The organism is Crenobacter sp. CS_VA4 (assembly GCF_055597485.1).
The window spans coordinates 38957-64267 of record NZ_JBVMAE010000005.1 but is presented as its reverse complement, the minus strand read 5'-3'; the positions used below and the strand labels follow the sequence as shown (position 1 = coordinate 64267).

31 protein-coding genes and 1 other RNA gene are annotated in these 25311 nt (G+C 65.6%); 14 read left to right on the top strand and 18 right to left on the bottom strand.

Going from position 1 to position 25311, the window contains the following annotated elements:
* Window positions 1-225: 225 nt before the first annotated feature.
* The 5 genes from ACZ2IA_RS06335 to ACZ2IA_RS06315 form a co-directional block, all read right to left on the bottom strand.
* Window positions 226-681, bottom strand: coding sequence for a DUF3429 domain-containing protein (locus ACZ2IA_RS06335; RefSeq protein ID WP_470291736.1), 456 nt, complete (start codon window positions 679-681; stop codon window positions 226-228).
* Between the two features lie 161 nt (window positions 682-842).
* Window positions 843-1106, bottom strand: a complete 264-nt coding sequence (locus ACZ2IA_RS06330) for a lysozyme inhibitor LprI family protein (RefSeq protein ID WP_470291735.1) — start codon at window positions 1104-1106, stop codon at window positions 843-845.
* Window positions 1107-1215: 109 nt separating this feature from the next.
* On the bottom strand, window positions 1216-1545 hold the full coding sequence (locus ACZ2IA_RS06325) for a helix-hairpin-helix domain-containing protein (protein ID WP_470291734.1): 330 nt from the start codon (window positions 1543-1545) through the stop codon (window positions 1216-1218).
* A gap of 69 nt (window positions 1546-1614) precedes the next feature.
* Window positions 1615-2586, bottom strand: a complete 972-nt coding sequence (locus ACZ2IA_RS06320) for a quinone oxidoreductase family protein (protein WP_470291733.1) — start codon at window positions 2584-2586, stop codon at window positions 1615-1617.
* Between the two features lie 85 nt (window positions 2587-2671).
* The gene (locus tag ACZ2IA_RS06315) at window positions 2672-2959 is read right to left on the bottom strand and encodes a hypothetical protein (RefSeq protein ID WP_470291732.1); all 288 of its coding nucleotides are present in this window, start codon (window positions 2957-2959) and stop codon (window positions 2672-2674) included.
* 83 nt (window positions 2960-3042) lie between these two features.
* Here ACZ2IA_RS06315 and ACZ2IA_RS06310 point away from each other — a divergent pair, with 83 nt between their 5' ends.
* Window positions 3043-3651 (top strand): DJ-1/PfpI family protein, encoded by a 609-nt coding sequence (locus ACZ2IA_RS06310; protein ID WP_470291731.1) that lies wholly within the window; start codon window positions 3043-3045, stop codon window positions 3649-3651.
* Window positions 3652-3840: 189 nt separating this feature from the next.
* Here ACZ2IA_RS06310 and ACZ2IA_RS06305 read toward each other — a convergent pair whose 3' ends face one another.
* The 3 genes from ACZ2IA_RS06305 to ACZ2IA_RS06295 all read right to left on the bottom strand — a co-directional run bounded on the left by ACZ2IA_RS06305 (window position 3841) and on the right by ACZ2IA_RS06295 (window position 5398).
* Complete coding sequence (locus ACZ2IA_RS06305; protein WP_470291730.1) at window positions 3841-4386, bottom strand: GNAT family N-acetyltransferase; 546 nt, start codon at window positions 4384-4386, stop codon at window positions 3841-3843.
* A 104-nt stretch (window positions 4387-4490) separates the two neighbouring features.
* Window positions 4491-4565, bottom strand: a non-coding RNA gene (locus ACZ2IA_RS06300) — sX9 sRNA.
* Window positions 4566-4657: 92 nt separating this feature from the next.
* On the bottom strand, window positions 4658-5398 hold the full coding sequence (locus tag ACZ2IA_RS06295) for a pseudouridine synthase (RefSeq protein WP_470291729.1): 741 nt from the start codon (window positions 5396-5398) through the stop codon (window positions 4658-4660).
* A 129-nt stretch (window positions 5399-5527) separates the two neighbouring features.
* Between ACZ2IA_RS06295 and ACZ2IA_RS06290 the strand changes: the two genes are divergently transcribed.
* Window positions 5528-6331 carry an ABC transporter substrate-binding protein gene (locus ACZ2IA_RS06290; RefSeq protein WP_470291728.1) on the top strand — a complete coding sequence of 268 codons (804 nt, stop codon included), beginning with the start codon at window positions 5528-5530 and terminating at the stop codon, window positions 6329-6331.
* A gap of 4 nt (window positions 6332-6335) precedes the next feature.
* Here ACZ2IA_RS06290 and ACZ2IA_RS06285 read toward each other — a convergent pair whose 3' ends face one another.
* Window positions 6336-7004 carry a Pr6Pr family membrane protein gene (locus tag ACZ2IA_RS06285; protein ID WP_470291727.1) on the bottom strand — a complete coding sequence of 223 codons (669 nt, stop codon included), beginning with the start codon at window positions 7002-7004 and terminating at the stop codon, window positions 6336-6338.
* Between the two features lie 103 nt (window positions 7005-7107).
* Window positions 7108-7734, bottom strand: coding sequence for a LysE family translocator (locus tag ACZ2IA_RS06280; RefSeq protein ID WP_470291726.1), 627 nt, complete (start codon window positions 7732-7734; stop codon window positions 7108-7110).
* Window positions 7735-7923: 189 nt separating this feature from the next.
* Between ACZ2IA_RS06280 and ACZ2IA_RS06275 the strand changes: the two genes are divergently transcribed.
* Window positions 7924-9003: a glycosyltransferase gene (locus ACZ2IA_RS06275; RefSeq protein ID WP_470291725.1), complete on the top strand. Its 1080-nt coding sequence runs from the start codon at window positions 7924-7926 to the stop codon at window positions 9001-9003.
* A gap of 149 nt (window positions 9004-9152) precedes the next feature.
* Window positions 9153-9761, top strand: a complete 609-nt coding sequence (locus ACZ2IA_RS06270; RefSeq protein ID WP_470291724.1) for an acyl carrier protein phosphodiesterase — start codon at window positions 9153-9155, stop codon at window positions 9759-9761.
* Between the two features lie 63 nt (window positions 9762-9824).
* Here ACZ2IA_RS06270 and ACZ2IA_RS06265 read toward each other — a convergent pair whose 3' ends face one another.
* A complete protein-coding gene (locus ACZ2IA_RS06265) occupies window positions 9825-10985 on the bottom strand; it encodes a patatin-like phospholipase family protein (protein ID WP_470291723.1) in 1161 nt (386 codons plus the stop codon).
* Between the two features lie 221 nt (window positions 10986-11206).
* On the opposite strand from ACZ2IA_RS06265, the gene ACZ2IA_RS06260 reads away from it, so the two are divergent.
* Both ACZ2IA_RS06260 and ACZ2IA_RS06255 read left to right on the top strand, forming a co-directional pair.
* Window positions 11207-11458, top strand: coding sequence for a nitroreductase family protein (locus ACZ2IA_RS06260; RefSeq protein WP_470291722.1), 252 nt, complete (start codon window positions 11207-11209; stop codon window positions 11456-11458).
* Window positions 11443-11961 carry a nitroreductase family protein gene (locus ACZ2IA_RS06255; RefSeq protein ID WP_470291721.1) on the top strand — a complete coding sequence of 173 codons (519 nt, stop codon included), beginning with the start codon at window positions 11443-11445 and terminating at the stop codon, window positions 11959-11961. The genes ACZ2IA_RS06260 and ACZ2IA_RS06255 overlap by 16 nt, the downstream gene beginning before the upstream one ends.
* Before the next feature lie 101 nt (window positions 11962-12062).
* Here ACZ2IA_RS06255 and ACZ2IA_RS06250 read toward each other — a convergent pair whose 3' ends face one another.
* The gene (locus ACZ2IA_RS06250) at window positions 12063-12377 is read right to left on the bottom strand and encodes a BON domain-containing protein (protein WP_470291720.1); all 315 of its coding nucleotides are present in this window, start codon (window positions 12375-12377) and stop codon (window positions 12063-12065) included.
* Window positions 12378-12513: 136 nt separating this feature from the next.
* Between ACZ2IA_RS06250 and ACZ2IA_RS06245 the strand changes: the two genes are divergently transcribed.
* The 4 genes from ACZ2IA_RS06245 to ACZ2IA_RS06230 all read left to right on the top strand — a co-directional run bounded on the left by ACZ2IA_RS06245 (window position 12514) and on the right by ACZ2IA_RS06230 (window position 14665).
* The gene (locus ACZ2IA_RS06245) at window positions 12514-12849 is read left to right on the top strand and encodes an ArsR/SmtB family transcription factor (RefSeq protein ID WP_470291719.1); all 336 of its coding nucleotides are present in this window, start codon (window positions 12514-12516) and stop codon (window positions 12847-12849) included.
* A 24-nt stretch (window positions 12850-12873) separates the two neighbouring features.
* The gene (locus ACZ2IA_RS06240) at window positions 12874-13356 is read left to right on the top strand and encodes an ArsI/CadI family heavy metal resistance metalloenzyme (protein ID WP_470291718.1); all 483 of its coding nucleotides are present in this window, start codon (window positions 12874-12876) and stop codon (window positions 13354-13356) included.
* Between the two features lie 22 nt (window positions 13357-13378).
* A complete protein-coding gene (locus tag ACZ2IA_RS06235; protein WP_470291717.1) occupies window positions 13379-13876 on the top strand; it encodes an arsenate reductase ArsC in 498 nt (165 codons plus the stop codon).
* 66 nt (window positions 13877-13942) lie between these two features.
* Window positions 13943-14665, top strand: a complete 723-nt coding sequence (locus tag ACZ2IA_RS06230; protein WP_470291716.1) for an MIP/aquaporin family protein — start codon at window positions 13943-13945, stop codon at window positions 14663-14665.
* A 20-nt stretch (window positions 14666-14685) separates the two neighbouring features.
* Here ACZ2IA_RS06230 and ACZ2IA_RS06225 read toward each other — a convergent pair whose 3' ends face one another.
* The gene (locus tag ACZ2IA_RS06225) at window positions 14686-15408 is read right to left on the bottom strand and encodes a MarC family protein (RefSeq protein WP_470291715.1); all 723 of its coding nucleotides are present in this window, start codon (window positions 15406-15408) and stop codon (window positions 14686-14688) included.
* 527 nt (window positions 15409-15935) lie between these two features.
* Between ACZ2IA_RS06225 and ACZ2IA_RS06220 the strand changes: the two genes are divergently transcribed.
* A complete protein-coding gene (locus tag ACZ2IA_RS06220; protein ID WP_470291714.1) occupies window positions 15936-16277 on the top strand; it encodes a putative quinol monooxygenase in 342 nt (113 codons plus the stop codon).
* A gap of 195 nt (window positions 16278-16472) precedes the next feature.
* Here ACZ2IA_RS06220 and ACZ2IA_RS06215 read toward each other — a convergent pair whose 3' ends face one another.
* Entirely contained in the window at window positions 16473-16919 is a 447-nt protein-coding gene (locus ACZ2IA_RS06215) for an EamA family transporter (protein WP_470291713.1), read from the bottom strand.
* A gap of 69 nt (window positions 16920-16988) precedes the next feature.
* Here ACZ2IA_RS06215 and ACZ2IA_RS06210 point away from each other — a divergent pair, with 69 nt between their 5' ends.
* Both ACZ2IA_RS06210 and ACZ2IA_RS06205 read left to right on the top strand, forming a co-directional pair.
* Entirely contained in the window at window positions 16989-17858 is an 870-nt protein-coding gene (locus ACZ2IA_RS06210) for a LysR substrate-binding domain-containing protein (RefSeq protein ID WP_470291712.1), read from the top strand.
* A 105-nt stretch (window positions 17859-17963) separates the two neighbouring features.
* Window positions 17964-18731, top strand: a complete 768-nt coding sequence (locus ACZ2IA_RS06205) for a transporter substrate-binding domain-containing protein (RefSeq protein ID WP_470291711.1) — start codon at window positions 17964-17966, stop codon at window positions 18729-18731.
* Between the two features lie 94 nt (window positions 18732-18825).
* Here ACZ2IA_RS06205 and ACZ2IA_RS06200 read toward each other — a convergent pair whose 3' ends face one another.
* The 4 genes from ACZ2IA_RS06200 to ACZ2IA_RS06185 form a co-directional block, all read right to left on the bottom strand.
* A complete protein-coding gene (locus ACZ2IA_RS06200; protein WP_470291710.1) occupies window positions 18826-19602 on the bottom strand; it encodes a slipin family protein in 777 nt (258 codons plus the stop codon).
* Entirely contained in the window at window positions 19599-21038 is a 1440-nt protein-coding gene (locus tag ACZ2IA_RS06195; RefSeq protein WP_470291709.1) for an NfeD family protein, read from the bottom strand. The genes ACZ2IA_RS06200 and ACZ2IA_RS06195 overlap by 4 nt, the downstream gene beginning before the upstream one ends.
* 497 nt (window positions 21039-21535) lie before the next feature.
* On the bottom strand, window positions 21536-22912 hold the full coding sequence (locus ACZ2IA_RS06190) for an FAD-containing oxidoreductase (RefSeq protein WP_470291708.1): 1377 nt from the start codon (window positions 22910-22912) through the stop codon (window positions 21536-21538).
* 324 nt (window positions 22913-23236) lie between these two features.
* Window positions 23237-23605, bottom strand: a complete 369-nt coding sequence (locus tag ACZ2IA_RS06185) for a hypothetical protein (RefSeq protein WP_470291707.1) — start codon at window positions 23603-23605, stop codon at window positions 23237-23239.
* A gap of 177 nt (window positions 23606-23782) precedes the next feature.
* Between ACZ2IA_RS06185 and ACZ2IA_RS06180 the strand changes: the two genes are divergently transcribed.
* Window positions 23783-25219: an aminotransferase-like domain-containing protein gene (locus ACZ2IA_RS06180; RefSeq protein WP_470291706.1), complete on the top strand. Its 1437-nt coding sequence runs from the start codon at window positions 23783-23785 to the stop codon at window positions 25217-25219.
* Window positions 25220-25311: the final 92 nt, after the last annotated feature.

Sequence of the window (25311 nt, the reverse complement as noted above, 5' to 3'; positions counted from 1 at the left end):
TAGGCTCTCGAAATGCTATTCGGCTAGGCCAATAATAGCTTGCCCGGAGCCCTACACTGACGGTTTCTTAATGGGGGGTACGGTTGGCGGCGACGGCTGCTTGCCGTCACGTGCAGAACGACAACAGCTATGGCGGACGGCCCAGCGCCGCCAGCAGCAAAAACGACTCGGCCGAACCCGCCTACAGCCAGGTTCGGCCAAGCATTCTGACCTGAAAGGCGCCGTTCAGAGCACTCTGACCAGCAGTCCCATGCATAGCAGCACGACCACGGTCAGCGTCAGCCGCAACGGCAGGAACCAGTCGGGATACAGGTGATCGGCCTGGTGTGCCAGTCGCCGGTCCATGCGGTACTGCAGCATGAAGGCCACCGCCAACACCGCCAGCCCTTGCGTCCACGGCGCCAAGAGCGCCAGCCAGCCGAGCAGCGGCGGCACCGCCGAATAACTCATCCGTACCCAGCGCTCGTGCGATTCGAGCTGGTCGGCCAGCGCCAAGCCCCAGTGCAGACCGCCGAGAAAACTCAACACGCACGCCCCGTAGGCGAAGAAGATGTTGATCGCTTCGATGCGCGGCGTACCCGACTCCAGGTTGGCGATCAGCGCCAGCATCACAAACGGAATCAGCCCGGCAAAGCCCAGCAGCAGGGCCGGATTGGGGGTGTCGCGGGAGAGCAATACCATGGCAGTCCTCCTCCTGAAAACTCACCACGACCTGCGCCGGGGCGCACTTTCGTTGTAGCTCGCCACCGCTTGGCCAGCCGGAGAAATCGCCGTCAGAAGAGGAGTCAGATTGGGCCCAGAAGCACCAGCCCGCTAGCCGGCAGCGGGACCGTCCGCCACGCTCACGGCCCGAGCAGCTGTTCGAGCTCGGCGGCCCGCGTCGCGGTCATCGTCGCCGTGCACAGGGTCGCGTTGACCCGAGCAATGCTGCCGCCGTCCGGGTCGGCCAAGAAGCCGCAGTTGGCGTCGCGGTAGCGCAGCCACTGGCGTTGCACCTGCTGCAGCGCCGGCTTGCGCCGGGCGGTCTGCGCGTCGAATGCAGCACGGTAGGCGCGGTTAAGCCGCCCATCCTGGCGGCGGTATTCCTGAGCGTTGCACTCGACCATCGCCTGCGTGCCTGGTCCAGGCAGCGCTGGTGATCGGCGCTGAGCGGGCCGTCGCCGGCATGCACCGGCGCGGAGCACGCCAGCAGCGCCGGCGCGACGGCGCATCGACTCATTCGGACTCCTTGACCGGAGCCTGGCCGAACAGCTCGGCGCCGGCCAACAGCGCCTTGCGTTCGCCGGTGTAGGCCCACCAGGGTTTGGCGCCCTTGCCATCGATATAGCGCACCGCCGAGATCAGCACGTCGAGCATGCACGGGTCCTGACGCTGGCCGGTGATCCGGCAGAGCTCCTGATAAAGCTGATAGGGGTCGCGCCCGGCCAGCTGTTGCGGCTCGGTAATGCCCAACTGCACGAGGTCATCGGCGCTGTGCGGGCCGACGTTGGGCAACTCGAGCAGCTGACGGGCTTCGCTAGGGGGGGGGCATTGGGAAGGTTGCATGATCGACTCCTGCTTAGCACGGGCCCGCTTGGCCGCTACTGTGTTCGGCCAAGCGAACACCGCGCCGGCTTACGGCAGCAACACGATGCCGCCGGTGGTCTTGCGCGCGGCGAGGTCGTGGTGTGCGTGGGAGGCATCGGCCAGCGCGTAGCGTTGCCCCACCTCGGCCTTGACGGCGCCGCTCGCCAGCACCGCGAAGTAGTCGGCGGCGGTCGCCAGCAGTTCCTCGCGGGTAGCGGTGTAGTGACCGAGCGTCGGCCGGGTCAGGAACAGCGAGCCTTTCTGCGACAGCAGCACCGGCGCGAACGGCGGCACCGCACCGGAGGCATTGCCAAAGCTGACCAGCATGCCGCGCAGCGCCAGGCTGTCGAGCGACCCCTCGAAGGTCGCGGCGCCGACGCCGTCGTACACCACCGGCACGCCCTTGCCGTCGGTGATTTCGCGCACCCGTTGGGCGAAGTCTTCCTCGCTGTAGTTGATCACGTGATCGCACCAGTCACGCGCCAGCGCAGCCTTGGCCACCGAACCGACGGTGCCGATCACCTTGGCGCCGAGTGCACGCGCCCATTGGCTGGCGATCTGGCCGACGCCGCCGGCCGCGGCATGGATCAGCACGGTCATGCCCGGTGCGACCGGGAAGGTGCGCTTGACCAGGTACTGCGCGGTCATGCCACGCAGCAACGTGCCGGCAGCCACTTCGTCGCTGACGTCGTCCGGCACCGGCACCAGGCGCGCCGCGCCGATCAGCCGGTGGGTGGCGTAGGCGCCCATCACGCCGGCGTAGGCGACGCGGTCGCCCGGCTGAAACTCGGTCACACCCGGCCCGACCGCCTCGACGACCCCGGCCGCCTCCTGGCCGAGGATGCACGGCAGGTTGGTCGGGTACAGGCCGGTACGAAAGTAGATGTCGATGAAGTTGACGCCGATGGCAGTCTGGCGCAGCAGCACCTCGCCGACGCCGGGAGCCGACACCTCGACCGGTTCGTAGCTGAGCACCGAGGTATCGCCCGGTTGATGAACGCAGATGGCGTGAGCAGTCATGGTGGGTGAATCCTTGTGATGAATAGTCGGGTCAGGCTCTACTGACCCGAGCTTAGTCGAATCCGGTGCCGTTCGCAGGCGCCGTTCAGGCCGTCAGCAGCGCGCCGGCGATGGCACGCCATTCGTCTTGCAGGCTACAGGACGGGCGGCGCTTGCCGGCCTGGCCGTACCAGTAGTCGGCGTTCCACAGCACGCCTTCGACCCGGTGCAAATAGCCGTGCACCCAGGCGTAGGCGCCCTGTTCGTGGCGCACCAGCTCGTGCGCTTCTTCCCAGCGGTCGTTGGCGACCAGCCACAGGCTGGTCAGCGGTTCGGACAGGCCAGCCGGCGGGGCGGCGTCGGCCAGCGTGGCTTCGAATTGCTCTAGTGTCATTGTCGTTATCTCTTTGTCTTTAATGACCGCCAGCATAGCAAAGCCCGCCGCGGCGCGGCAGTCACCCAGCGGCTAGAGTGTAGTTGGCACTGCCACCGGCGGCGGTGCACGACAAGGAGACCAAGGTGAGCAAGCGCATCCTGATTCTGTGTGGCGACTACGTCGAGGACTACGAACTGATGGTGCCGTTTCAGGCGCTGCAGGCGATGGGCCATACCGTCGACGCGGTCTGCCCGGGCAAGAAGGCCGGCGAGCAGATCCGCACCGCTATCCACGACTTCGAGGGCGACCAGACCTATAGCGAGAAGCGAGGTCACAATTTCACCCTCAACGCCAGTTTCGATGGCGTCGAGCTGGCGAGCTACCACGCGCTGCTGATCCCCGGTGGCCGGGCGCCCGAATACCTGCGACTGAACGAGAAAATCCTGGCCGCGGTGCAGCACTTCGCGCACAACAACAAGCCGATCGCGGCGATCTGCCACGGCGCGCAAATCCTGGCCGCCGCCGGCGTGATCCGCGGCAAGCGCATTTCCGCCTACCCGGCCTGCGCGCCGGAAGTGCGCCAGGCCGGCGCCGAGTACGTCGACCTGGAGGTGACCCGGGCCGTCACCGACGGCCTGTTCGTCACCGCCCCGGCCTGGCCGGCACACCCGGACTGGATCGCCCAATTCCACGCGCTGCTGGAACGCTGAACCGCGCCGGCACCATGCAAAAGGCGAGGCCGCGGCCTCGCCTTTTTATTGCAGCCCTATTGCAACCTGCTTAGAGCGAGCCGCTAACAAAACCCAGCGCAGCGGTCCTGGCTAGGCGCACTGCCGCAGACAGTACAAGTAGTACGGCAAGGCAGTGCAACAACGCCAGGAGGGGTTTGTTAGCGGCTCTTAACGCTGCAGCCGAGCGACCAGCGCCGACACATCGCGCCAGCTCACCCGGCGCGTCGCCAGCGTCACACCACCGGGCATCGGGCCCGGAAACGGCGCGGATTCCATCCCACCCAGCCGCCGGTAAAACTCGCGCGCCTCGACGTTTGCCTCCAGCACGTACAGGAACAGCGGCCTGTCCGGCCAACCTTCCCCGGCCCGTCGCGCCGCCCAGGCCAGCAGCTGCTTGCCCAGCCCCACGCCCTTTACCGACGGCATCACGTGCAGGTTGTCGAGATAGACGCCGAACTCCGGTTCGGCCAACGGTTGCAGGCAGGCAAACCCGACCGGCTTGTTATCCAGCACGGCAAGCAACACCTCGAACGGCCCGCCGATGCCATCGCCCAGCCGTTCCTGCCAGTGCTGAAGGCGCTCGGCGGCGACCTCGTTGTCGAGGTAGGTGTCGGGCAACAAGCCACGGTAGGCAGATTGCCAGCTGGCGGTATGCAAGGCGGCGATGATGGCGGCGTGTTCGGCCTGGGCCGGCACGAAGGCAAGTTGTGACATCACATCGACTCAGGAACAGGAATAACCCAGCCTAACATGCCTGCCGGCTGTGGCGCAGGGGCAGTCTGGTTCGGTTAGCGCCGGTACAGTACCTACTCAGAACCCGTCCTCAAAGTGTAGCGAGCGGGCGTCAGCGAGGGGCGGACAGCGCGCAGGAACCGGAATGTACTGCAGTACATGAGGACTCCCGATCGCTGAGCGAATCAATAGATTCGCACGCTGACTGCCCAACCCGAGATCACGCCCGCGCAGTAACTTTGAGGGCGGGTTCTCAGAACCGCTCGTGCGGCGCCAGGTAGCGCCACTGTCCCACGTCCAGCTCGCCCAGCGCGATCCGGCCGATGCGGATGCGCTTCACCTGCTCGACGCGCAGGCCGGCCGACTCGCACAGCCGACGCAGCAGCCGTGGCGTGTTGTCGCGCAGCACGAAGCGCAGCTGGGCATCGCTCTGCCGACTAACCTTGGAAGGTTTCACCAGCACGCCATTGATCTCGACCCCGGCGGCGAGCCGCGCCAGCACGACATCGTTCAGGCCGCCGTCCACCCACACCAGCCACTCCTGCTCGAAGTCGGCGGCGTCGGCGATCAGCTTGCGGGCGATGCGGCCGTCCTGGGTCAGTACCAAGAGACCGGCCGAATCGACCTCCAGCTGGCCGGCCGGCGCCAGGTTGTGCGTGTGTTTTTTCAGGAAGGTGTAGCCGGAGCGGTCGGCGCGGGCGCGGGTTTCCGGCTTGACCAGTTGCCAGGCCGGTCGCTCGCCCGGCTGCTGGGCCGGGCCGCACACGTAGCCGACCGGCTTGTTGAGCAGCACGGTCACCCGCTCGGCCTGCTGTGCCAGCGCCTGGCGGGTCAGCTCGATGGTCTGGTCGGGACGGACCCGGCTGCCCAGCACGTTGACCACCACGCCGTCGACCTTCACCAGCCCCATCTCGATGAACTCGTCCGCCTCGCGACGCGAGCACAGCCCCAGTTCGGTCATGCGTTTGGACAGACGAATGGTATCGTCGGACATGGTGATGGTCTTTCATTAAAGTAACGGGCGCCGATTATCGCGCGTTTTGCCCGCTCGTGCGCCGCCGCGTTCGGCCAACCCTGCGGCGCAACGCCGCACAGTGCACCCGTCATTGTCGGAGTATCGTTCGTGAGCGCCTATCACCGTATCGCCTGCCTGAGTACCGAAGCGGTCGAAACCCTGTATCTACTGGGCGCCGAAGACCGCATCGCCGGCGTTTCCGGCTTCGCCACCCGGCCGCGCCGGGCACGCAAGGACAAACCGGCGATCTGCGGTTTTTCCAGCGGCCAGATCCACCGCATCCTGGCGGTGGAGCCGGACCTGGTCATCGCATTCAGCGATATGCAGGCCGAACTGGTCGCCGACGCGATCCGCGCCGGGGTGGAAGTGCACGTGTTCAATCAGCGCACGCTGGAAGGCATCCTCGACATGATCATCACACTCGGCCGGCTGGTCGACAGGCAACCCGCCGCCGAGATGCTGGTCAGCGAGCTGGCCGCCCGCCTCGCCGCCGCCGCCGCACACGCCGCCAGCCTACTGGAGCGGCCGCGCGTCTACTTCGAGGAGTGGAACGACCCGATGATCTGCGGCATCGGCTGGGTGTCCGAACTGATCGCACTGGCCGGCGGCGTCGACGTGTTCGCCGACCTCGCTGCCAAGCCGGCCGCGCGCGACCGGATCATCGCCGACCCGACCGAGGTGATACGGCGGGCGCCCGACGTGATCATCGGCTCGTGGTGCGGTCGCAAGTTCCGCCCCGACCTGCTGGCTGCCCGGCCCGGCTGGGATGAGATCCCGGCAGTGCTCAACGCTCTGGTACTCGAGATGAAATCGGCCGACATCCTGTCGCCGGGGCCGTCGGCGATCCTCGAAGGACTGCCACAGCTGCAGGCGGCGGTGCAGCGCTGGTCGGCGCTGCAGCACACCGCTTGAGACACTAGCTATCACGGCGCAGTGACCGGTCCGACCGTGTCTTCAGGTGCCGGTCAAAGGCGACGATCAAGGCACTCATCACTACGAAGGCCAGCGCCAGCAGCAGCGAATTGACCAGCACGCCCGAATAGCCGAGGCTCTGCACGTTGAGGAAGGGATACGGGTAGCGGTCGATCAACGCCCCGCGCAACAGCGTGTAGGCCAGGTACAGCCCAGGAAACCCCAGCCATTGCAGCGCCACCAGCCAGCGCAGCCGCGCCGGCGGCACGAACAGCAGCCAGTAGACCAGGTACGCTACCGGGATCACCCGATGCAGCAGGACGTCGCCGAGCAGGCGCAGCCCGGTCGGGTTCCACAGCTGTCGCAGCAGCAGCGCGTACACCAGCCCGACGATGGTGATATACACCAGCGACGCCGAGCGCATCGTCGGCTGCTGGAAAAACCGCCCCCAGCGCGATGCCGGTGCCAACAGCGGCACGCTCAGCTCGAGTGCCAGCAGCAGGTTGGTCATGATGGTGAAGTAACTGAAATAGTTCAGCACCGAGTCCGACCACGGCACGCCGCGCTCGAGCCCGGCGCGTACGCCAAGACCTAGCTGCAGACAAAGCGCAAACCAGCCGGTCAGCGCCAGCATCAGTTCCGCCCGGCGGCGCCATACGATGTTCCGATTCATGATGTTCAGCCTGCTTAGCATGACGCGGCACCCAACCGCGTTGCAATGACAACGTCCCCGATGATGTAAACCACGCCGCCGCTATGCCACTCCAGTTGAACCACTACTTCTGCCGCAACGCCGCTACCGACAGCCCCGACACCACGAAGGTCAACCCGGCGCCGACATTCAGGCCGGCCACCACCCGCGGCCGCTGGCGCAGCCAGTTGGCCAAGCGCGACGCGAACATCCCCATCAAGGCGAAGCCCAGCGCGGTCAGCAGCGCAAACCAGCCGCCGTACACCAGCATCTGCGTGGTGACGGTGCCGCGTAGCGGGCTGACGAATTGGGGGATGAAGGCAAGCACGAACAGGCCCGGCTTGGGGTTGAGTGCCGCCGACAGGAAACCGGTAGCAAAGATGCTCGACAAGGGCTGGCGCACCACTGGTGCAAAGCTGATCAGGCTGCGCGAGCGCAGCACCCGGATGCCGAGCCACAGCAGGTAGAGTGCACCGACGATCTTCACCAGCCAGAATGCCAGCGCCGAGGCCTGGATCAACAGCGTCAGCCCGAAGGTGGCCGCCGCGACGTGGAACAGAATGCCGGCGCCGGAGGCGAGCCCCGATACCCCCGCCGCCAGGCGGCCCTGGCTCAGGCCGCGGCTGATCGCGAGCAGGTTGTCCGGACCGGGCGCCAGCACCAGCAGGAGGCAGGCGGTGGTATAGGTCAGCCAGACTTCGAGCGGAAACATTGATAAGCACCTCGGCGACGGGGTGAAACGAACTACTATACGCCCGGTTCGCGACGGCGTTGCCGGCGTGAACTGCCGTCCGGCGGGTAATGCCGCACGGTGGTCGGCTGGCCCGCCTCACCGGCCGCTAGGGCCGGGCGGCCGACCGTGTCAGAATACTTCCCGTTTCCGACACCCGGCCTCCGCACCATGTCCCAGCCACGCCTCGCCCTCGCGATGATCGTCAAGAACGAAGCCACCCACCTCGCCCGCTGCCTCGGCAGCGTCCACCCCTGGGTCGACCATATGTTGGTGCTCGATACCGGCTCCAGCGACGACACGATCGCCATCGCCGAGCGGGCCGGCGCCGAGGTGCGCCGGTTCGCCTGGTGTAACGATTTCGCCGCCGCGCGCAACGCGGCGCTCGACGCGGTGGCCGATTACGACTGGGTGCTGGTGCTCGACGCCGACGAAACGCTGATCGCCGGCGGCGAGACGCTGCGCCGCTTCATCACCGACAGTGCGCCCTGCCTGGGCCAGGTGGCGATTCACAGCACCTTCCGGCAGGACAACGGCGAGGTGCAGACCAGCGTCAGCCGCATCAGCCGCTTGTTGCCGCACGGGGTGCGCTACCGCGGGCGCATCCACGAGCAAGTCGTGGCCGAGCTGCCCTACCGCGACAGCGGCCTAGTGGTCCGCCATGCCGGCTACCTCGACACCGACAAGAGCGCGCGCAATATTCCGCTGCTGCAGGCCGAACTGGCCGCCGCGCCGCAAGATGCCGCCCTGCACTACCTGCTGGGGCGCGAATGGCAGGCGATCCGCCGACACGACGAGGCGCGCCGTCACTATGCCGACAGCTACCGCCTACGCCCCGGCCGTTATACCTGGGAGTCCGACCTGGTAGTGCGTTTCCTGCAAACCCTGAAAGCCTGCGAGGCGTTTGACGAAGCCTTGGTCCTCGCCGGCGCCGAGCAGGAGCGTCAACAGCACAGTGCCGATTTCTTCTTCGTGCTGGCCGACACCTTGCTTGAGCTGTTCATTCGCCAACCACCCGACAACCCTGCCGACGTGGCGACGGTCGAACAGTGCTGGCAGCGCTGCCTGGAGCTCGGCGACGGCTGCGCCGAGGTGCAGGGACGCGGCAGCTATCTGGCCGCCTACAATCTGGGGGTGTTTGCCGAGGTGTGGAACGATGCGAGCAAGGCTAGGCATTGGTACGGTGTGGCCGCGGCGCAGGGCTATGCGCCGGCCAGCGCGCGGCTGGCGGGGCTGACGGCCGCCGGCTGAGCGCGACGTCGGCAAAGCGATGGCCCTGTCCTTGCCCTTCATCGCCGGTATCATGACGGTATGAACGGCGCGCGTCCTACCGGCTGGTGCTACCCCGCCTCGGCTGGTAACGCGATCGGCCACCCGACGACCGCTCCGGGAACCCGCACATGAACTACCTCGCCCACCTGCACCTGGCTCCCGACGACGCCGAAGCGCGCGTCGGCAACCTGCTGGGCGACTTCGTCAAGCCGGCCAACGCGGGTCACCTGCCGCCGGGCATCGTCGCCGGGATGACGCTGCACCGCCAGATCGACCGCTATACCGACGCGCACCCGCTGTTTCGGGCGAGCAAGACCCATATCGCCGCCGAGCGGCACCGTTACGCCGGCATCCTGGTCGACATCTTCTACGACCATTTCCTCGCACGGCATTGGGACGAGTTTGCCGACCGGCCGCTGGCCGAGTTCACCCACCAGGTGTACGCCGAACTCGCCGCCCGCCACGCGCTGCTGCCACCACGACTGCTGGGCATCCTGCCGCGAATGACGGCGGACGACTGGCTGCTCAGTTACCGCGAGCTCGACGGCATCGCCGCGACCCTGCGGGGCTTCTCGCAGACCCGATTGTCGCGCCCCAACTCGGTGGCCGGCGGCATCGACGACCTGGTCGCCGCCTACCGGCAGCTCGACGCCGAATTTCTGGCGTTCTACCCGCAGCTGCAGGCCGACGTCGCACGCTTCCTTGCCGCTGCGGCCAACGATCCGGTTAACCACTGACACATCCCACAAAACGAACAAAGGCGGCACCGGGCCGCCTCTGCTCGCTCAACACCGCTCGCCTCAGCGCGGCACTAGGCTCTTCAGCTCGCCAACATGCAAGCGGTGCAACACCGCCGGTGCCGACAATGGGGCGGCACGCAACTGCAGGCGATTCCACGGCGCATGGTCGAGCGCGACCTTTAGGTCGTGCGCGCCGGCCTCGCGGCGGCGGGCGATCGACGAGCGCGAGAACTCGGCGTCGCTGAACGAGCTTTCCTCGGCGGTGGGCTGGTAGATGATGTGCACGATGTCGATCCGGCGCGGCGGCACGGCCAGCGCCTTGCCTTCCACCGCCTCGGTGGCGGCATCGGGCTCGATCGCGAGACCGTGCTGCACCAGGGTATGGCGCAGGTTGTGCACCCGGCACAGCGTTTCGACCTGACGGCTGCGGCTGGCGTACTGGATCTGCTTCTGGCGCCAGGCGACCTCGTCCATCGAGGTCGGCAGCGGGCCCTCGGCGTTCCACAGATCGATCATGAACACCAACAGGTCATCGCTGCCCTGGTCGTCGAGGATGGCGTTGAGCGGCGTGTTGGCCACGCAACCGCCGTCCCAGTAGTAGTGGCCGTCGACCTGGGTGGCCGGAAAGCCCGGCGGCAGCGAGCCGCTAGCCAGCACATGCTCGGGGCCGATTGCCTGCTCGGCCGAATCGAAAAACTCCAGCTCGCCGGTGTCGACCCGGGTAGCGCCTACGGACAGCCGGCCGTGGCCGGTTTTACTGAGGCCCTCGAAATTGACGTGGGTACGCAAGGTTTCCAGCATCGGCGAGGTATCGTAGAAGCTCGCCTGATCGGTCGGACTGGAGGACAGAACCAGCGGGCTGGGGAGGCGTGGACGCCAGAAATTGGGCTGACCGAGGGTCATCGCTTCGGCGACGCTGTACTGGTTGTACCAGCGCAGTAGCGAACCATACAGCACGCGACCGGTTTCGTCCGGGCGGGAAATCGCGTCCCAGAGATTATCGAGTGCGGCCAGTCGTTCGTCCGCCTTGTTGCCAGCGATCACCGCGGCGTTGATCGCGCCGATCGAAATGCCGGTCACCCAGTCCGGCTCGAAGCCGGCCTCGTGCAGCGCCTGATAGGCGCCGATGTGATAGGCCCCCAAGGCCCCACCGCCCTGCAACACCAGCACTACCTTGCGCTGGCTGCTGTGATCCGTTCCGTTCTTCTGTTGTCCCGCCATCGCTCGTCTCCTGTGGTCGACTGCAAGCGGCGCTGCTGCGCCGCAATATATTCATACAACATACAACATAGATGGCGAATGGTGGCTTGGCTTGAAATTTTCGTGACGGAGATGATGGACAGTCATATTCCAAATGATTTTCCCTATCCCCTCTTGCAAGCAAACGTCCTCGTCATTACATGTGGAGATATCAACCACCGTGACCATGAAAGTTAGAACCAATGAGCACACCCACCTCCCCGTCCCTGAATGACGTATTGGTACAGCACACCAGCACCCGCTCCTACCACAGCGATCCGATCTCGGCCGCGGTGCTCGAGCGCATCATCGAGGCCGGCTGGCGCGGCCCGACCTCAGTCAACGGCCAGCAGGTCTCGCTGGTGGTAGTGCAGGACCCGGCACGCCGCGCCGAGATCGCCAAAATCGCCGGCGGCCAGCCCTGGATCGCCCAGGGCCGGTGTTCATCACGATAGTGATGGACTTCAGCAAGACCGCCTTGGGGGTCGAGGCCGCCGGCAAGCAGCAGGTGATCCACGACAGCGTCGAAGGCGCGATGGTGGGCGCGGTGGATGCCGGTATCACGCTGGGGCGGCTGATGGCCGCGGCGCAGACAGAAGGCCTGGGGGTAGTGCCGATCGGCGGCATCCGCCGCGACCCGCGCGCGCTGATCGAACTGCTCGACCTGCCGCCGCTGACCTTCCCGCTGGTCGGCATGGCGCTCGGCTACCCGGCGGCCACGGCACCGCGCAAGCCGCGCCTGCCGCTGTCCACCTTCCGCCACGACGAGCGCTATCAGGCCGAAGGCATGGCCGCGGCGATCGCCGATTACGACCGTGAACTGCTCGACTACTGGCAGAGCATCGGCCGTACCGACGGCCAGCCGTGGGGCCAGAATACGGCCGAGTACTATCAGTCGGTGTACTTCCCGGATGTAGCGCCGGCGCTACGCGCCCAGGGCTTCGGCTTCGAGCGCTGAACGAGCTCGTATCGGTAAAGACAAGGGGCACCTGTATGAACAGGTGCCCCTTGTGCATGACGAACCGCCGCCGCCAAGCGTACCGCGTCGGCCTGTCCGCCTTACTTGGCCATCATCATATTGTTGATGACGTATTTCACCCCCGGCACCTTCTCGGCGATGAGCCCGGCCTTCAACATCTGCTGATCGTCGGTCATGTTGCCGTCGATGGTCACTTCGCTCTGCTTGCTGGTCACCTTCAGACCGAGCTTGCTCAGTTCCGGATCGCTGTCGAGCGCCGCTTTGACCTTGGCGGCCAGCTCCGCATCGGTAGTCTGCACGGCGGCAGCCTGATCAGCATGGACGAGCGGGCTGGTCAGCAGCGCCGGCGAGAGCAGCGCCATCAGGAATACGGCACGGGTGGTGAACGACTTCATGTGTTTCTCCATTCATTTTTACGAGCGACAACGATTCGGCCAACGTGACGGGCCATTCTGTACGGCCCGCCCCCCATCGTTTCGATATCTGTCGAATTGTATTGACCTCAGTCTTCAATTCGATAAACATGGAAATATGGAAACTAAGACCGCCGTCACATTATTGTCCGCCCTGGCGCAAGAAACGCGCCTGGCGATTTACCGTCTGCTGGTCGAGCAAGGTCCGGCGGGACTGCCGGTCGGCCGGATCGGCGAGCGACTCGACGTCGCCCCGGCCACCTTGTCCTTCCACTTGAAAGAACTGGCTCATGCCGGACTGATCACCGCCCGGCAGGAGGGTCGGTTTATTTTCTACTCGGCAAATTACAAGGAGATGAACGAGCTGCTCAGTTTTCTCACCGAGAACTGTTGCGGCGGCGAAACCTGCCTGCCCGCCGGCACGGCGACGGCTTGCGATGGTGGCTGCCGCTAACGATTGAACATCGGAGATCTAACGATGAAACGCTTTCACGTCCATGTCGCCGTCGACAACCTCAACGCCAGCATCCGCTTCTATTCGGCGCTGTTCAATGCCCAGCCCGCGGTGCTCAAGCCTGATTACGCCAAGTGGATGCTGGACGACCCGCGGCTGAATTTCGCGATCTCCAGTCGCGGCGCGCAAGCCGGGCTCGATCATCTGGGTTTTCAGGTCGACAGCGACGAAGAGCTGGCGCAGCTGCAAGGCCAGCTCCAGGCGGCCGACATCAGCATGGTCACGCAGACCGGGACCGCCTGCTGCTATGCCGAATCCAACAAGCACTGGGTGACCGACCCCTCTGGCATCGCCTGGGAGAGCTACCACACGCTGGCGTCGGTGCCGACCTTTAACGGCGGCGAGCCCGCTGCTGCGCCCGAAAGCAGCGTGTGCTGTGCGCCGGCAGCCCCTCGCATCAGGATCACGCCTAAGAACACCTGCACACCCGGCAGCGGCTGCTGCTGAACACATTCCAATGGGGAGCTTCATGAGCAAGAAGGTATTCAACGTCCTGTTTCTCTGCACCGCCAACTCGGCGCGCAGCGTGATGTCCGAAGGTTGGCTGAACACGCTGGGCCAGGGGCGTTTTCACGCGTTCAGCGCCGGCAGCCACCCGTCCGGACGCGTCAATCCGCATGCCATCGCCTTGCTGGACTCGATCGGTTACGACACGAGTAGCCTGCATTCGAAGTCGTGGGACGAGTTCGAGGGCCCGGATGCGCCGAAGATGGACATCGTGATCACCGTTTGCGACAACGCCAAGGGCGAGGCCTGCCCGATCTGGCCGGGCCATCCGCTGACCGCGCACTGGAGCTACGAAGATCCGCACGGCGACACCGAGGAAGCGCTGCAGGCGTCGTTCCGCAAGATCTTTACCCAGATCAAGCACCGTATCGAGCTGTTGGTCAGCCTGCCGGACGACAAGCTGGAACCACTGAGCCTCAAGACGACGCTGCAGGAAATCGGCGACACCAGGGTGGACTGAACCACCGAACCCGATCGCCCGCTCGATGTCGAGCGGGCTTGTGCATTGATAACGGAGCAATAAGCAATGGATTTGCGTCGTCGTTTGGTGGCGGAGTGGCTGGGCACAGCCTTGCTGCTGGCCACGGTAGTCGGTTCGGGCATCATGGCCGAGCGCTTGTCGGGCGGGAATGTCGGCCTGGCGTTGCTGGCCAACGCCATCGCCACCGGGGGCGGCCTGGTCGCGCTGATCCTGACCTTCGGCGGCATCTCGGGCGCCCACTTCAACCCGGCCGTGTCGTTGGCCGCGGCGATCCGCCGCGAGCTATCCGGCAGGGAGGCGACGCTGTACGTGCTGGTGCAGATCCTGGGAGCCTTCTGCGGCGTGGCGGCGGCCCACGGCATGTTCGGCGAGCCGCTGTTCTTCGCCTCGCAGCACATCCGTACCGGCCCGTCGCAATGGTGGAGCGAGTTTGTCGCCACCTTCGGCCTGCTGGCGGTGATCTTCGGCTGCTCGCGCAGCCGTCCCGAGACGGTGCCCTTTGCGGTGGCATCGTATATCGTCGGCGCCTACTGGTTCACCGCCTCGACCTCGTTTGCCAACCCGGCGGTCACGCTGGCGCGGGCGGCTACCGACACCTTCGCCGGGATCCGGCCGAGCGACACGCCCGGCTTCATCGTCGCGCAACTGCTCGGTGCGGTGACGGCGACGGTGCTATTCGGCTGGCTGCTGCGTGACAAGGCGCCGTTGTCGCTCGACTTGCTGGCCAGCGCCGGCGAGGACCGCGCGTTCAAGCCGCTACGCGACTAGGCTGCGCAGGCACGTTGGATTCAGTGCAGCTTGCCGAGCAGTGCGGCATTGTCGCGCACCAGCTCGCCGACCAGCGCGCTCGCCCCGTTCCACATGATCTGGATGCCCATGCACAGCAGGATGAACGCGGTCAGGCGCAGGAACACCACCGTGCCGGTGGAGCCGAGGTAGCGCAGCACCTTGTCCGAATGGCGATAGCACAGGTAGACGACGTAGCTGAGCGTCGCCACCGCCGCCAGGCTGGCCCCCGGCGCCACCGCCAGCTTCATCAGGCCCTTTTCGGTGCTGCTCAGCGAGGCGCCGATGGTGATCGCCACCGAGATCGAGCCCGGCCCCACCGTCAGCGGGAAGGTCAGCGGGAAGAACGCGCGCTGCTTCAACAGGTCACGCCCCACCGCCACCACTTCCATCGCCTCTTCGGCCGACGGCGGGTTGCTCTCGGCCGGGTTGTCGTTGAGCATCCGCCAGGCGGCGAAGGTCAGCAGCAGGCCGCCGCCCACCTGCACCACCGGCAGCGACACGCCGAAGATCTCCAGCACGAAGCTGCCGACGTACATGCTGGCGAGCAGCAGCACGAAGCAGTAAATGGCGATGCGGCGCGCCAGATAGGCGCGGTCGGCGGTGCTGTTCTGGCAGGTGAACGAATAGAAGATCGGCACCATGCCGGGCGGGTTCATGATCGGCAGCAGGCCGGCCACGATGAACAAGTACTTGCTGGTGAAATGCGTCAACAGTTCCGCCATGAAACGCTCCGGGCGCGGCCAGATGAATGGAGCGACGAGTTTACCATTGCCTCTGGAATATAGGCTTGCCTAACTGGATACAAGCTACGTTCTACGCGACCGCTATCCACGTCATCACCGATGCCCAATCCCCCTTGGCGTCTTTATGGCCTTTTTACGCGCCCCGCCAACATTTCTGCGGTTTCTTTACGGCGTGTTTCCTAGCATCAGGTGGCCGCCCACTCGGGCCAAGCCAACGCTACTGGAGTCGTCATGCCCCTGCTCGTCCCGCGCCACGTCCTTGTCTCCGCCCCTCGACAGCCGTACAGCCGGCAGCGTCACACCCTGGGCCATTATGTCCGGACCCTTCGCCGCCGGCTGATGCGGCTTAGCTACTGGCTCACCAAACTGGGCCACCCTTCCGGCCCGCCGCTGCGTTGCTGGGTGAACCGCCGCTGCCTGTCGCTGCAAAACGACTGCCGTTGCGGGCAGAAGCGCTAGCCGCGCGGATGATCGAATCGGGACCGACGCGACCGTGGACCACGCCTATGCTTGATCTGTCGGTTCACCGTGGCAAGGAGAAGAAGATGGTCAACTACGCGCTGTTCGTCCGACTGGAAGCCAAGCCGGGCAAGGAAAACGACGTCGCAGCGTTTCTCGCGACGGGCTTGACGTTGGCCGAACAGGAGCCGGCCACGCCGGTCTGGTTTGCGTTGCGGTTGGGGCCGAGCACCTTTGCGGTGTTCGACGCCTTCGCCGACGAAGCCGGCCGGCAGGCACACCTGAACGGCAAGATCGCTGCGGCGCTGATGGCGCAGGCGGACACGCTGTTCGCCACGCCGCCGGTGATTGAACGCATCGATGTGCTGGGGGCGAAGCTGCCGGGCTAGCCTAGCCGGGTGGGCGCTGACGAACGTCCGCCCAACACCGGCACCGCCCGGACAGCAGGGAAGGCTATCCAGCCAACCGGACCGGGACGTCGGCCGCAAGACCGCCCGCCCGGTTGCCCCCACTGTCGCACAGCTTGACTGAGCATGATTCGCCGGGAAGAGATGCCGCTCGATCAGCTGGTGGACTACCGCGCCTCACTTCCATGCCATCAACCACAGCCCCACCATGCTCAACACGACTCCGCCCATCCTGGCAAGCGACGGTTGTTCGCGAAACAGCAGATAGCCGAGCGGGAGTAGCACCAGGGTCGTCAGCAGGTTCGAGCTGAGTGCCGCCAGGCCAACGTTCCAGCCCGCCCGATAGGCCAGCAGAAAGCCCAGCTCAATCCCCAGAATCCCGACAGCCACTCCGGCTGTGCTCCAGTTCAGCGACGACACGCTCTTGCTACCCTCCGGATGCAGCGCGGTACCGACAAGGCAGAGCAGCAGCGCCGCACCATAACTCATCGCGAGCGAGAAAAAAGGGTTCAACGAAGAGGGCACCTGCTTGATCGACAGGTGGTAGACCACCGAGCCGGCCACCGCCAACAAAATCGCTGCGAGATACATGATGGTTTCCTTGTTGTCGTGCAGTGACATCATCGTAGCGACCGGTCTTGGCTATAGGTAGACTGACAATTACTATTCTTGTCATATGAATTGCTTATAACCATGGATCTGGACACCACTTTGCTACGGGCCTTTGTGACCGTGGTGCGCTCGGGCAGCATCAACCGTGCGGCCGCCCAGCTGGGACGCACGCAGCCCGCCCTGAGCTTGCAGGTGCGCAAACTGGAAGAACGGTTGGGCCAAGCCATCCTGCAGCGCTCGCCCCGTGGCATCACCTTGACCAAAGCGGGCGAGGCGCTTCTGCCGTACGCGGAGCGCATCGTCGCGCTGACCGATCAGGTGATCCCGGGAGTGAGCGGCCATGACCTCGAGCAGGAGCAGCAACGCCGCATCGGCCTGATGGAAGATTTCGTCGGCTCGCGGCTGCCCCGCGTGCTCGCCGACTTCGCCGCGGTGCACCCACGGCTCAAGCTGGACGTGCAGGTGGCGTCGGGGGTGCAAATGGCCGAAGCCTTCCGCCAGGGCCAACTCGACGTGCTGATCGCCGACCCGGCCACGGCCTCCGGGCTGAGTACTCCCCCACAATGGGTGGTGAACTGTCCGTTGGTGTGGGTCGGAAAGGACGCGCACTGGGGAATGAGTCCGCTACCCTTAGTGATGTTCTTCGCGCCCTGCTCGTGGCGCGATGCCACGCTGGCAGCGCTGAACCAGGCACAGATACCGTGGCGCATCGCGTTTGAAAGTACCTCGCTGCAGGCGGTATTGGCCGCCGTCGAGGCCGGTCTGGGTGTCGCCGCACTGCTGCCTGACGCGCTCCCCTACGGCGTCAAGCAGCTGCCGAACGACGCCTTGCCGGTGGTGCCACCGACCCGAGTCGGCCTGTTCTGCCGACCCGGCAACCAGAATGACGACGTCACCAAACAGCTGTGCCAGCTGTTCTACCGGGAGGTCAGCGTACTGGCCGTGGTGTAAGAGCCGAAAAACCCAGCGCAGAGGTTCCGCTTGGGCGCCCTGCCGGTTGCCCTCTGCCCGGCCTTGGCCTGATGCTTGTCGCATCGCCCTCCAGAAGGAACGCCCATGAAGTGGTTCGCCCTGCTGCCCGCCTTGATCGGCAGCGCCCTCGCCGCCCTGCCCGCCGGCGCGGCCACCGTCGACGACGTGATCCGGTCCGGCGTGCTGCGCGTCTGTACCCCCGGCGACTACAAGCCGTTCAGCTTCGCGACCGCACCCGGGGTCTACGAAGGGCTGGATATCGACCTGACCCAGTCGCTGGCCGCCTCGCTCGGCGCCAAGGTCCAGTACGTGCCGACCAGCTGGCCGACGTTGATGGCCGATTTCACCGCCGGCAAATGCGATATCGCCGCTGGCGGCATTTCGGTGTCGCTCGACCGTCAGAAGAAGGCCTGGTTCAGCGCCCCCTACATGGTCAACGGCAAGGCACCGCTGGTGCGCTGTGCCGACGTGAAGCGCTACCAGAGCGTGGCCGACATCGACAAGCCGGGCGTCAGGGTGATCGCCAACCCGGGCGGCAGCAACGAGCGCTACGCCCGCGCCAACTTCAAGCACGCCACGCTGACCCTGCACACGGAAAACCTGACGATCTTCGACGAGATCCTCGCCGACCGCGCCGACGTGTTCGTCACCGAGTCGGCCGAGGCGCGCGTGCAGCAGCGCCTGCGCCCGGGCCTGTGCGCGGTCAACCCGGACAAGCCGCTGCAGTACAGCGAAAACGCGCTGATGCTGCCGCGTGGCGATGTCGACACTAAGGCCTACGTCGACCAGTGGCTGCACCTGCTCAAGGCCGGGGGCGAGTACCAGAAGATCAGCAACCGCTGGTTGAATTAGCCGTACTCCAGACAAACAAAAGGTTGGCCGAACGCCGCGACGGCTTTCGGCCAACCTCATTGATGACGCTTTCAGCATGGCAGCGCAGCCCCCCTCACTCCGGCGGCGTCTTCCGGTCAACCAGAGGCAACAACTTAGAGATCAGATCTATCGGCAACGGAAACACAATGGTCGAGCTCTTGTCGCCGGCAATATTGGTGAGCGTCTGCAGATAGCGCAACTGCATCGCCTGCGGCTCCTTCGCCAGCGTCTGCGCCGCCTGCAGCAGGCGTTCCGCGGCCTGCATTTCGCCTTCGGCGTGGATGATCTTGGCGCGCCGCTCCCGTTCCGCCTCGGCCTGTTTGGCGATCGCGCTGACCATCGACTCGCGCAGGTCGACCTGCTTGATCTCGACATTGGACACCTTCAGCCCCCACGCGTCGGTCTGCGCGTCGAGCACCTTCTGGATGTCGAGATTGAGCCGCTCGCGCTCCGCGAGCAGTTCGTCCAACTCGTGCTTGCCCAATACCGAGCGCAGCGTGGTCTGCGACAGCTGGCTGGTGGCTTCGAGGAACTGGGCCACCTGGATGATCGCCCGTTCCGGGTCGATCACGCGGAAGTACACCACCGCGCTGACCGTCACCGAGACGTTGTCGCGCGTGATCAGGTCCTGCGGCGGCACGGCGAACACCACGGTGCGCAGGTCGACCCGTACCACCTGCTGCACCACCGGGATGATGATCACCAGCCCCGGCCCCTTCACCTTCCAGAAGCGGCCGAGCATGAACACCACGCCGCGTTCGTATTCGCGAAAGATGCGAAACGCCGAAACGAGCAGCAAAAAAAGCAGCAGGATCAGCACACCGCCGAATCCCAAGGTGAATTCCATCATCGCTGTTCTCCTTTTTTGTCGTTAAGCGGCATGACGATCAAGATCAGCCCGTTACGCCCGGTCACCCGTACCTGATTGCCGCGTTGCAGCGGCACCGTGCTGCGCACCCGCCAGCGCTCGCCGAGGACGCTCGCCCAGCCTTCCATTTCCCCGTCGCCGGATGGCAGGTCGTCGAGCATCACGCCGACGCTGCCGGCCAGCCTCTCGCCGCCGCTGACCACCGGGCGCTGCCGCGCCTTGATCGCGACGCCGGACACGCCGAACACGAACAGGCCGGTCACCGCCGCCAGTGCCGCGATCAGCGAGATCGGAATGCCGAGGCCCGGCACGTCGGTATCGATCAGCATCAGCGCGCCGATCGAGAACGCGACGATGCCCCCGACCCCGAGCGTGCCGAACGTGGGCAGGAACGCCTCGGCCAGCAGGCAGCCCAGGCCGAGCAGGATCAGCGCGAGACCGGTGTAGTTGATCGGCAACAGTTGCAGCGCATACAGGCCGACCAGCAGGCAGATCGCGCCGGCAAGGCCGGGGAGAACGTAGCCCGGGTTGGAGAACTCGAAAAACAGCCCGTACATGCCGATCATCATCAGGATCAGCGCCACGCTCGGGTCGGTGACGGCGGCGAGAAGGCGGTCACGCCAGCCCGGCTCAATCGTCACCACGGCGGCACCGGCGGTGTGCAGCACGCGCACACCACCGGTGGTGGTCACTTTGCGGCCATCGAGCTTATGCAGCAGATCCGGCACATCGCGCGCGGTCAGGTCGACCACTCGTTGCGCCAGCGCCTCGTCGGCCGACAGACTCACCGCCTCGCGCACCGCGCGCTCGGCCCACTGCACATTGCGGCCGCGCAGCTGCGCCAGCCCGCGGATATAGGCGGCGGCGTCGTTCACCTGCTTGCGCTCCATGGTGCTTTGCGACTGCTCGCCGCCCGACGCGGTCTTGGCGGACTTGTCCTCGTTCGGCGCCTTGCCGGGCGACGGCTCCGAACCACCCACGCCGATCTGCACCGGCGTGGCTGCACCCAGATTGGTGCCGGGCGCCATCGCGGCGATGTGGCTGGCGTAGAGGATGTAGGTGCCGGCGCTGGCGGCACGGGCGCCGCCCGGGGCGATGAAGGAGGCGACCGGCACCGGCGAGGCGAGAATCGCCTGGATGATCTGGCGCATCGACACATCGAGCCCGCCCGGCGTGTCCATCTGCAGCACGACTAACTGCGCCTGGTCCTTTTGCGCCTGCGCGAGGCTGCGGGTGAAAAAATCGGCGCGGACCGGGCCGATCGCGCCAGTCAGCGGGATGACGACGACGGGGGGCGCCGCTGCCGCAGCGCTGGCACTGCCCAGCCCCAGACAGAGCAGCAAGGCAACCTGCAGCAACAGCATTACGACGGTCGCCAACACGCGGCGAGCGCGGCGCAGGAGAGAGACGGGCTTCATGGCTACCGAGGTGGTTTGCTTCGGGTGGCCGATTGGGCCACCCGAGGTTCGCCAGCATGAAAGAAGATACTTCCAGCTTATGCCGACTTGGTTCTAATCGCTTGAACGGATAAAGATTTTCAGAAAAAACTCGCTCAAGCAAAGCTCGGCGAAATCAGGAGGACCGGTCACGGGTGGGCATCGCCTGTCGAGCCGGCACGTCGCGCCGCCTCCCACCCAAGCGGCGCCACAGCGCGCTCAGCTCGGCCGATCGACCTCTACACTCAGCCAGCCCCAGCCGGCAGAGGGTAAATGACGGCTTGCTGCCGACAGCCGCATTCCTGTGCTGAACCGACCGGAACGGCCCCGCTTATCTAGGTAGCTCCCGGGACTGCAGGTCGAACGGCACGTTGCGCGGCACCTTGGCGTCGTCGTGCGGCCCGCCACGATGGTCTCCAACACGGCACGGATGTGCACGTCGAGCTCAACCTGAACGACCGCGTGTACAACCCAGACGGCTATAGCGGTTTCAATTCACCGAGCACAGTGGGCAGCAACTCCGATACGGTCGGATGAATGTGAACTGCCCTCTGCACCACCGTGTACGGTGCCTTTGCATACATCGCGTCGAGCAGGCAATGAATCGCTTCGTCACCACCTACGCCGAGCGCCGCAGCACCCAGAATTTCCTTGGTGTCCGCGTCGACCGCGATCTTTATGAAGCCCTGGGTTTCGCCCTTTTCGACCGCGCGACTGACCCGGGTCATCGGGCGCTTGCCGACCAGCGCGTTGCGGCCAGAGCGGCGGATTTCGTCTTCGGTCATCCCGACGCGTCCGAGCGGGGGATCGATGAACAATCCGTAGGCGATGATGCGGTCGCGCACGCTGCGAGTATCACCGTTCAACAGGTTGTCGGCGACGATTTCGTAATCGTTGTACGCGGTGTGCGTAAAAGCGCCGCGCCCGTTGCAGTCGCCGAGCGCCCAGACCCCGGGCACATTGGTCCGCAACTGGTCGTCGACCGTGATGTAGCCGCGGCCATCAACGGCGACGCCCGCTTTGTCCAGGCCGAGGTCGTCGGTATTCGGGACGCGGCCAACCGCCAGCAGCAAATGGGAACCCTCGACTTCCCGCGTATTCCCGGTGCAATCGAGCCTGATGACGATCCGATCGCCGCGCTTTTCAACCGCCATGCACTCGGCGCCCGACTCGACGCGGACACCTTCGTCCCGAAGAATCCCGAGCACGCATTGCGACACGTCTTCATCTTCCCGGGAAATCAAACGCGGCCCCTTTTCGACGATCGTCACCTGGCTACCGAAACGGCGGTACATTTGTGCAAACTCCAGTCCGGTATAGCTGCCGCCGACGATCATCAAATGCTCAGGCAGAAAGTCGATCTCCATCATGCTCGAGTTGGTCAGGTAATCGACCTGATCCAACCCCGACAGCGGCGGCACTAGAGCCCGCCCGCCAACATTGACGAAAATATTGTCTGCGGCGAGCAGCTCGCCATTCACCCGCACTTCGTTCGGCGACTCGAACCGCGCTTGTCCCTCAAACACCGTGCAATTCGCAAGCCCCTTCATCCAGTTTTCGACGCCGCGGCTTGAGTTCCCCGCGATCTCGTCCTTGCGCGCCTTCACGCGCCCCATGTCGACCGCGACGGTGCCGCCTATGGTCACGCCGTAGTCGGCCGCACGCCGCGCGAGGTGTGCGGCGTAAGCGCTCGCGACCAGCGCCTTGGTCGGGGTGCAGCCGGTATTCACGCACGTGCCGCCAAATCGTTTGCGCTCGATGATCGCGACCTTCTGGCCGGCATCCGAGAGCCTTGCCGCGAGCGCCGGGCCGGCTTGGCCGGTGCCAATGATAATGGCGTCAAACCGCGTCTTCATGGTGACCTCCATGCCGGGGCAACGAGTTGATCTTAAAGGTAGACGAATCCACACTCATTACCGCTTAAGACCGTAGGTTGGGATGAGCTGATCGTCCGGATTCCTCCCAACTTGGCGCAACCCAATGTGGGCTGCGCCGCTGCGGCCTGCCGTTCACTCCGGCCATCGACTAGGCGATCCGGCGCCTAGCCGACGTGGTCGCGGCACAACAGCGCTGAGGACGGACAGGTTAGCCGAACAAAAAATGGGTGACGGTGTTACCGCCCTCACCCATCTATTCGCTATTTGTCTTGTCGCCACCACCGCCGCAGGCGCTTGTGTCGCTTACAAGGCGAACTGACGCACCACGCCGCCCAGCGTCTTGACCCAAGCCGCGGCTGATTGACCCAAGCCGCGGCTGACGCACCAAAGCCGGCACAAACCGGCCAACACCGCACTGCGCCGACGCTGGCTGGCACGCAACAACAAGCGGCTCGGCTGATCGGCCAAGGCACTCAGCCAGGCGCCGTCCTGCAGCGGGTAGACGCTGCCCGCCTCCAGCACCCGTACCGCCCTGACCGGCATCGTTTCCAGCCACTGCAGCGCCTCCACGCGCACCCGCCCCTGCTGCACATGCAACACCATGCCCGGCTTTGCACGCCACTGCAGCACCTGGCCCGCACCGAGCCCGATCTCCCTGTCGGCAAGCGTCATCGCCGTCCCCTTCGCTCTGGTCTCAGACCCACCCAGCTTATCGAGGCACTCCGGCCGCCAGTAGGCACAGCCGGCCCGACGACGATACGAAACAGCGCCGAAAAAACCGCTCTGTTACGATGCAAAACGCATGCTTCTGTATCTGTTACGGCCCATGGCCGGCAAGGATGATGGCTTATGGACTCGCTACCGCTCTATCGCCAGCTCGCTCGGCACTACCAACACGCCATCGCCTGCGGCACGCTGTCGCCCGGCGACCGGATGCCGTCGGTACGCGCGCTGATGCAGCGGCACGAGGTCAGCCTCTCGACCGCGCTGCAGGCCTGCCGTCAGCTGGAGCGCGACGGGCTGCTCGAGGCGCGGCCGCGGCTCGGCTATTTCGTCACCCCGCCGCGCCATCCGCTCCTCACCTCGGCTAGCGAGCCGGCCAGCCTGCGGGTCGATCCGGCCCAATACGTCGGCATCCACGAACGGGTGTCGTCGTTCCTGGCCCGCGGTCGGCACGCAACGGTCGAGGTCAACCTGGCCGGCGCCTGCGGCGCGCCCGAGCTGTACCCGACCGAAGCACTGCGCAGCGCCACGGTGCGGGCGCTGCGCCGCCAGCCGCTGCTGCTCGGCACCCCGGTCGACCCGGCCGGCCATGCCCCGTTTCGCGCCGCCCTCGCCAGGCACGCGCTGGCGGCGCGGGTGAACGTTTCGGCCGACGAGATCGTCATCACTCACGGCTGTACCGAGGCGCTGACACTGGCGCTGCGTGCGGTGGCGCAGCCCGGCGACGTGATCGCGGTCGAATCGCCCACCTATTACGGCCTGCTGCAGATTCTGGAAAGCCTGGGATTGCGTGCACTGGAAATCCCCACCAGCCCACACACCGGCATCTCGCTCGAGGCGCTGGAGCTGGCCGCGCAGAGTCAGCCCGGCATCAAGGCGCTGGTGGTGAGCCCGAACCTGCAGAACCCGCTGGGCAGCATCTTGCCGGACGCCCACAAGCAGCGGCTGGTCGAATGGTGCGAGGTGCAGCAGCTGGCGCTGATCGAGGACGACAGCTACACGGCGTTGGCCGACGGCGCTAGCCCCTTGGCGGCCGCCAAGGCCTGGGACCGCAGCGGCAACGTCATCCTCTGTTCCTCGCTGCACAAGATCCTGGCGCCCGGCCTGCGGCTGGGCTGGCTCACCGCCGGCAAGTGGCAGGCGCGGGTGGAGATGCTCAAGTACAGCCAGTCGCGCCCCAACGAGATGCTCGGCCAGATCGCCGTCGCCGATTTCATGGCCAGCGGCGCGCTGGAGCGCCACCTGGCGCGCTTCAAGACGCAGCTGCGCAGCCAGCGCTCCCGGATGGCCGACTCGATCGCCCAGCATTTCCCGGCCGGCACCCGCTTCAGCGAGCCGCGCGGCGGGCTGAACCTGTGGGTGCAGCTGCCGGACGGCGTGTCGTCGCAGGCGGTGTTCGACGCCGCGCTGCGGCAAGGCATCCGCGTCTCGCCCGGGCTGATGTTTTCCAACTCCAACCGTTTCGACGGCTATCTGCGCCTCAACTGCGGCCTGCCGTTCAGTCCTGCCATCGACCAGGCGGTGCGGCGTCTGGGTGAGGTGGTCGCGGCGCAGCAGCACTAAAGAGCCGCTAGTAAACCCCTCCCAGCGTTGTTGCTCTGCCTTGCCGTACTACTTGTACTGTCTGCGGCAGAGCGCCTAGCTGGGATTGCTGC

Excerpts from the sequence above, each read along its gene's own strand:
- ACZ2IA_RS06225 (WP_470291715.1), bottom strand. The coding sequence starts at position 15,408 with ATGGCGGAACTGTTGACGCATTTCACCAGCAAGTACTTGTTCATCGTG.
- ACZ2IA_RS06210 (WP_470291712.1), top strand. The coding sequence starts at position 16,989 with ATGGATCTGGACACCACTTTGCTACGGGCCTTTGTGACCGTGGTGCGC.
- ACZ2IA_RS06190 (WP_470291708.1), bottom strand. The coding sequence starts at position 22,912 with ATGAAGACGCGGTTTGACGCCATTATCATTGGCACCGGCCAAGCCGGC.
- ACZ2IA_RS06250 (WP_470291720.1), bottom strand. The coding sequence starts at position 12,377 with ATGAAGTCGTTCACCACCCGTGCCGTATTCCTGATGGCGCTGCTCTCG.
- ACZ2IA_RS06280 (WP_470291726.1), bottom strand. The coding sequence starts at position 7,734 with ATGTTTCCGCTCGAAGTCTGGCTGACCTATACCACCGCCTGCCTCCTG.
- ACZ2IA_RS06185 (WP_470291707.1), bottom strand. The coding sequence starts at position 23,605 with ATGACGCTTGCCGACAGGGAGATCGGGCTCGGTGCGGGCCAGGTGCTG.
- ACZ2IA_RS06180 (WP_470291706.1), top strand. The coding sequence starts at position 23,783 with ATGGACTCGCTACCGCTCTATCGCCAGCTCGCTCGGCACTACCAACAC.
- ACZ2IA_RS06325 (WP_470291734.1), bottom strand. The coding sequence starts at position 1,545 with ATGCAACCTTCCCAATGCCCCCCCCCTAGCGAAGCCCGTCAGCTGCTC.
- ACZ2IA_RS06245 (WP_470291719.1), top strand. The coding sequence starts at position 12,514 with ATGGAAACTAAGACCGCCGTCACATTATTGTCCGCCCTGGCGCAAGAA.
- ACZ2IA_RS06230 (WP_470291716.1), top strand. The coding sequence starts at position 13,943 with ATGGATTTGCGTCGTCGTTTGGTGGCGGAGTGGCTGGGCACAGCCTTG.
- ACZ2IA_RS06315 (WP_470291732.1), bottom strand. The coding sequence starts at position 2,959 with ATGACACTAGAGCAATTCGAAGCCACGCTGGCCGACGCCGCCCCGCCG.
- ACZ2IA_RS06330 (WP_470291735.1), bottom strand. The coding sequence starts at position 1,106 with ATGGTCGAGTGCAACGCTCAGGAATACCGCCGCCAGGATGGGCGGCTT.
- ACZ2IA_RS06295 (WP_470291729.1), bottom strand. The coding sequence starts at position 5,398 with ATGTCCGACGATACCATTCGTCTGTCCAAACGCATGACCGAACTGGGG.
- ACZ2IA_RS06265 (WP_470291723.1), bottom strand. The coding sequence starts at position 10,985 with ATGGCGGGACAACAGAAGAACGGAACGGATCACAGCAGCCAGCGCAAG.
- ACZ2IA_RS06260 (WP_470291722.1), top strand. The coding sequence starts at position 11,207 with ATGAGCACACCCACCTCCCCGTCCCTGAATGACGTATTGGTACAGCAC.
- ACZ2IA_RS06275 (WP_470291725.1), top strand. The coding sequence starts at position 7,924 with ATGTCCCAGCCACGCCTCGCCCTCGCGATGATCGTCAAGAACGAAGCC.
- ACZ2IA_RS06285 (WP_470291727.1), bottom strand. The coding sequence starts at position 7,004 with ATGAATCGGAACATCGTATGGCGCCGCCGGGCGGAACTGATGCTGGCG.
- ACZ2IA_RS06240 (WP_470291718.1), top strand. The coding sequence starts at position 12,874 with ATGAAACGCTTTCACGTCCATGTCGCCGTCGACAACCTCAACGCCAGC.
- ACZ2IA_RS06220 (WP_470291714.1), top strand. The coding sequence starts at position 15,936 with ATGCTTGATCTGTCGGTTCACCGTGGCAAGGAGAAGAAGATGGTCAAC.
- ACZ2IA_RS06235 (WP_470291717.1), top strand. The coding sequence starts at position 13,379 with ATGAGCAAGAAGGTATTCAACGTCCTGTTTCTCTGCACCGCCAACTCG.
- ACZ2IA_RS06215 (WP_470291713.1), bottom strand. The coding sequence starts at position 16,919 with ATGATGTCACTGCACGACAACAAGGAAACCATCATGTATCTCGCAGCG.
- ACZ2IA_RS06195 (WP_470291709.1), bottom strand. The coding sequence starts at position 21,038 with ATGAAGCCCGTCTCTCTCCTGCGCCGCGCTCGCCGCGTGTTGGCGACC.
- ACZ2IA_RS06305 (WP_470291730.1), bottom strand. The coding sequence starts at position 4,386 with ATGTCACAACTTGCCTTCGTGCCGGCCCAGGCCGAACACGCCGCCATC.
- ACZ2IA_RS06200 (WP_470291710.1), bottom strand. The coding sequence starts at position 19,602 with ATGATGGAATTCACCTTGGGATTCGGCGGTGTGCTGATCCTGCTGCTT.
- ACZ2IA_RS06205 (WP_470291711.1), top strand. The coding sequence starts at position 17,964 with ATGAAGTGGTTCGCCCTGCTGCCCGCCTTGATCGGCAGCGCCCTCGCC.
- ACZ2IA_RS06320 (WP_470291733.1), bottom strand. The coding sequence starts at position 2,586 with ATGACTGCTCACGCCATCTGCGTTCATCAACCGGGCGATACCTCGGTG.
- ACZ2IA_RS06270 (WP_470291724.1), top strand. The coding sequence starts at position 9,153 with ATGAACTACCTCGCCCACCTGCACCTGGCTCCCGACGACGCCGAAGCG.
- ACZ2IA_RS06335 (WP_470291736.1), bottom strand. The coding sequence starts at position 681 with ATGGTATTGCTCTCCCGCGACACCCCCAATCCGGCCCTGCTGCTGGGC.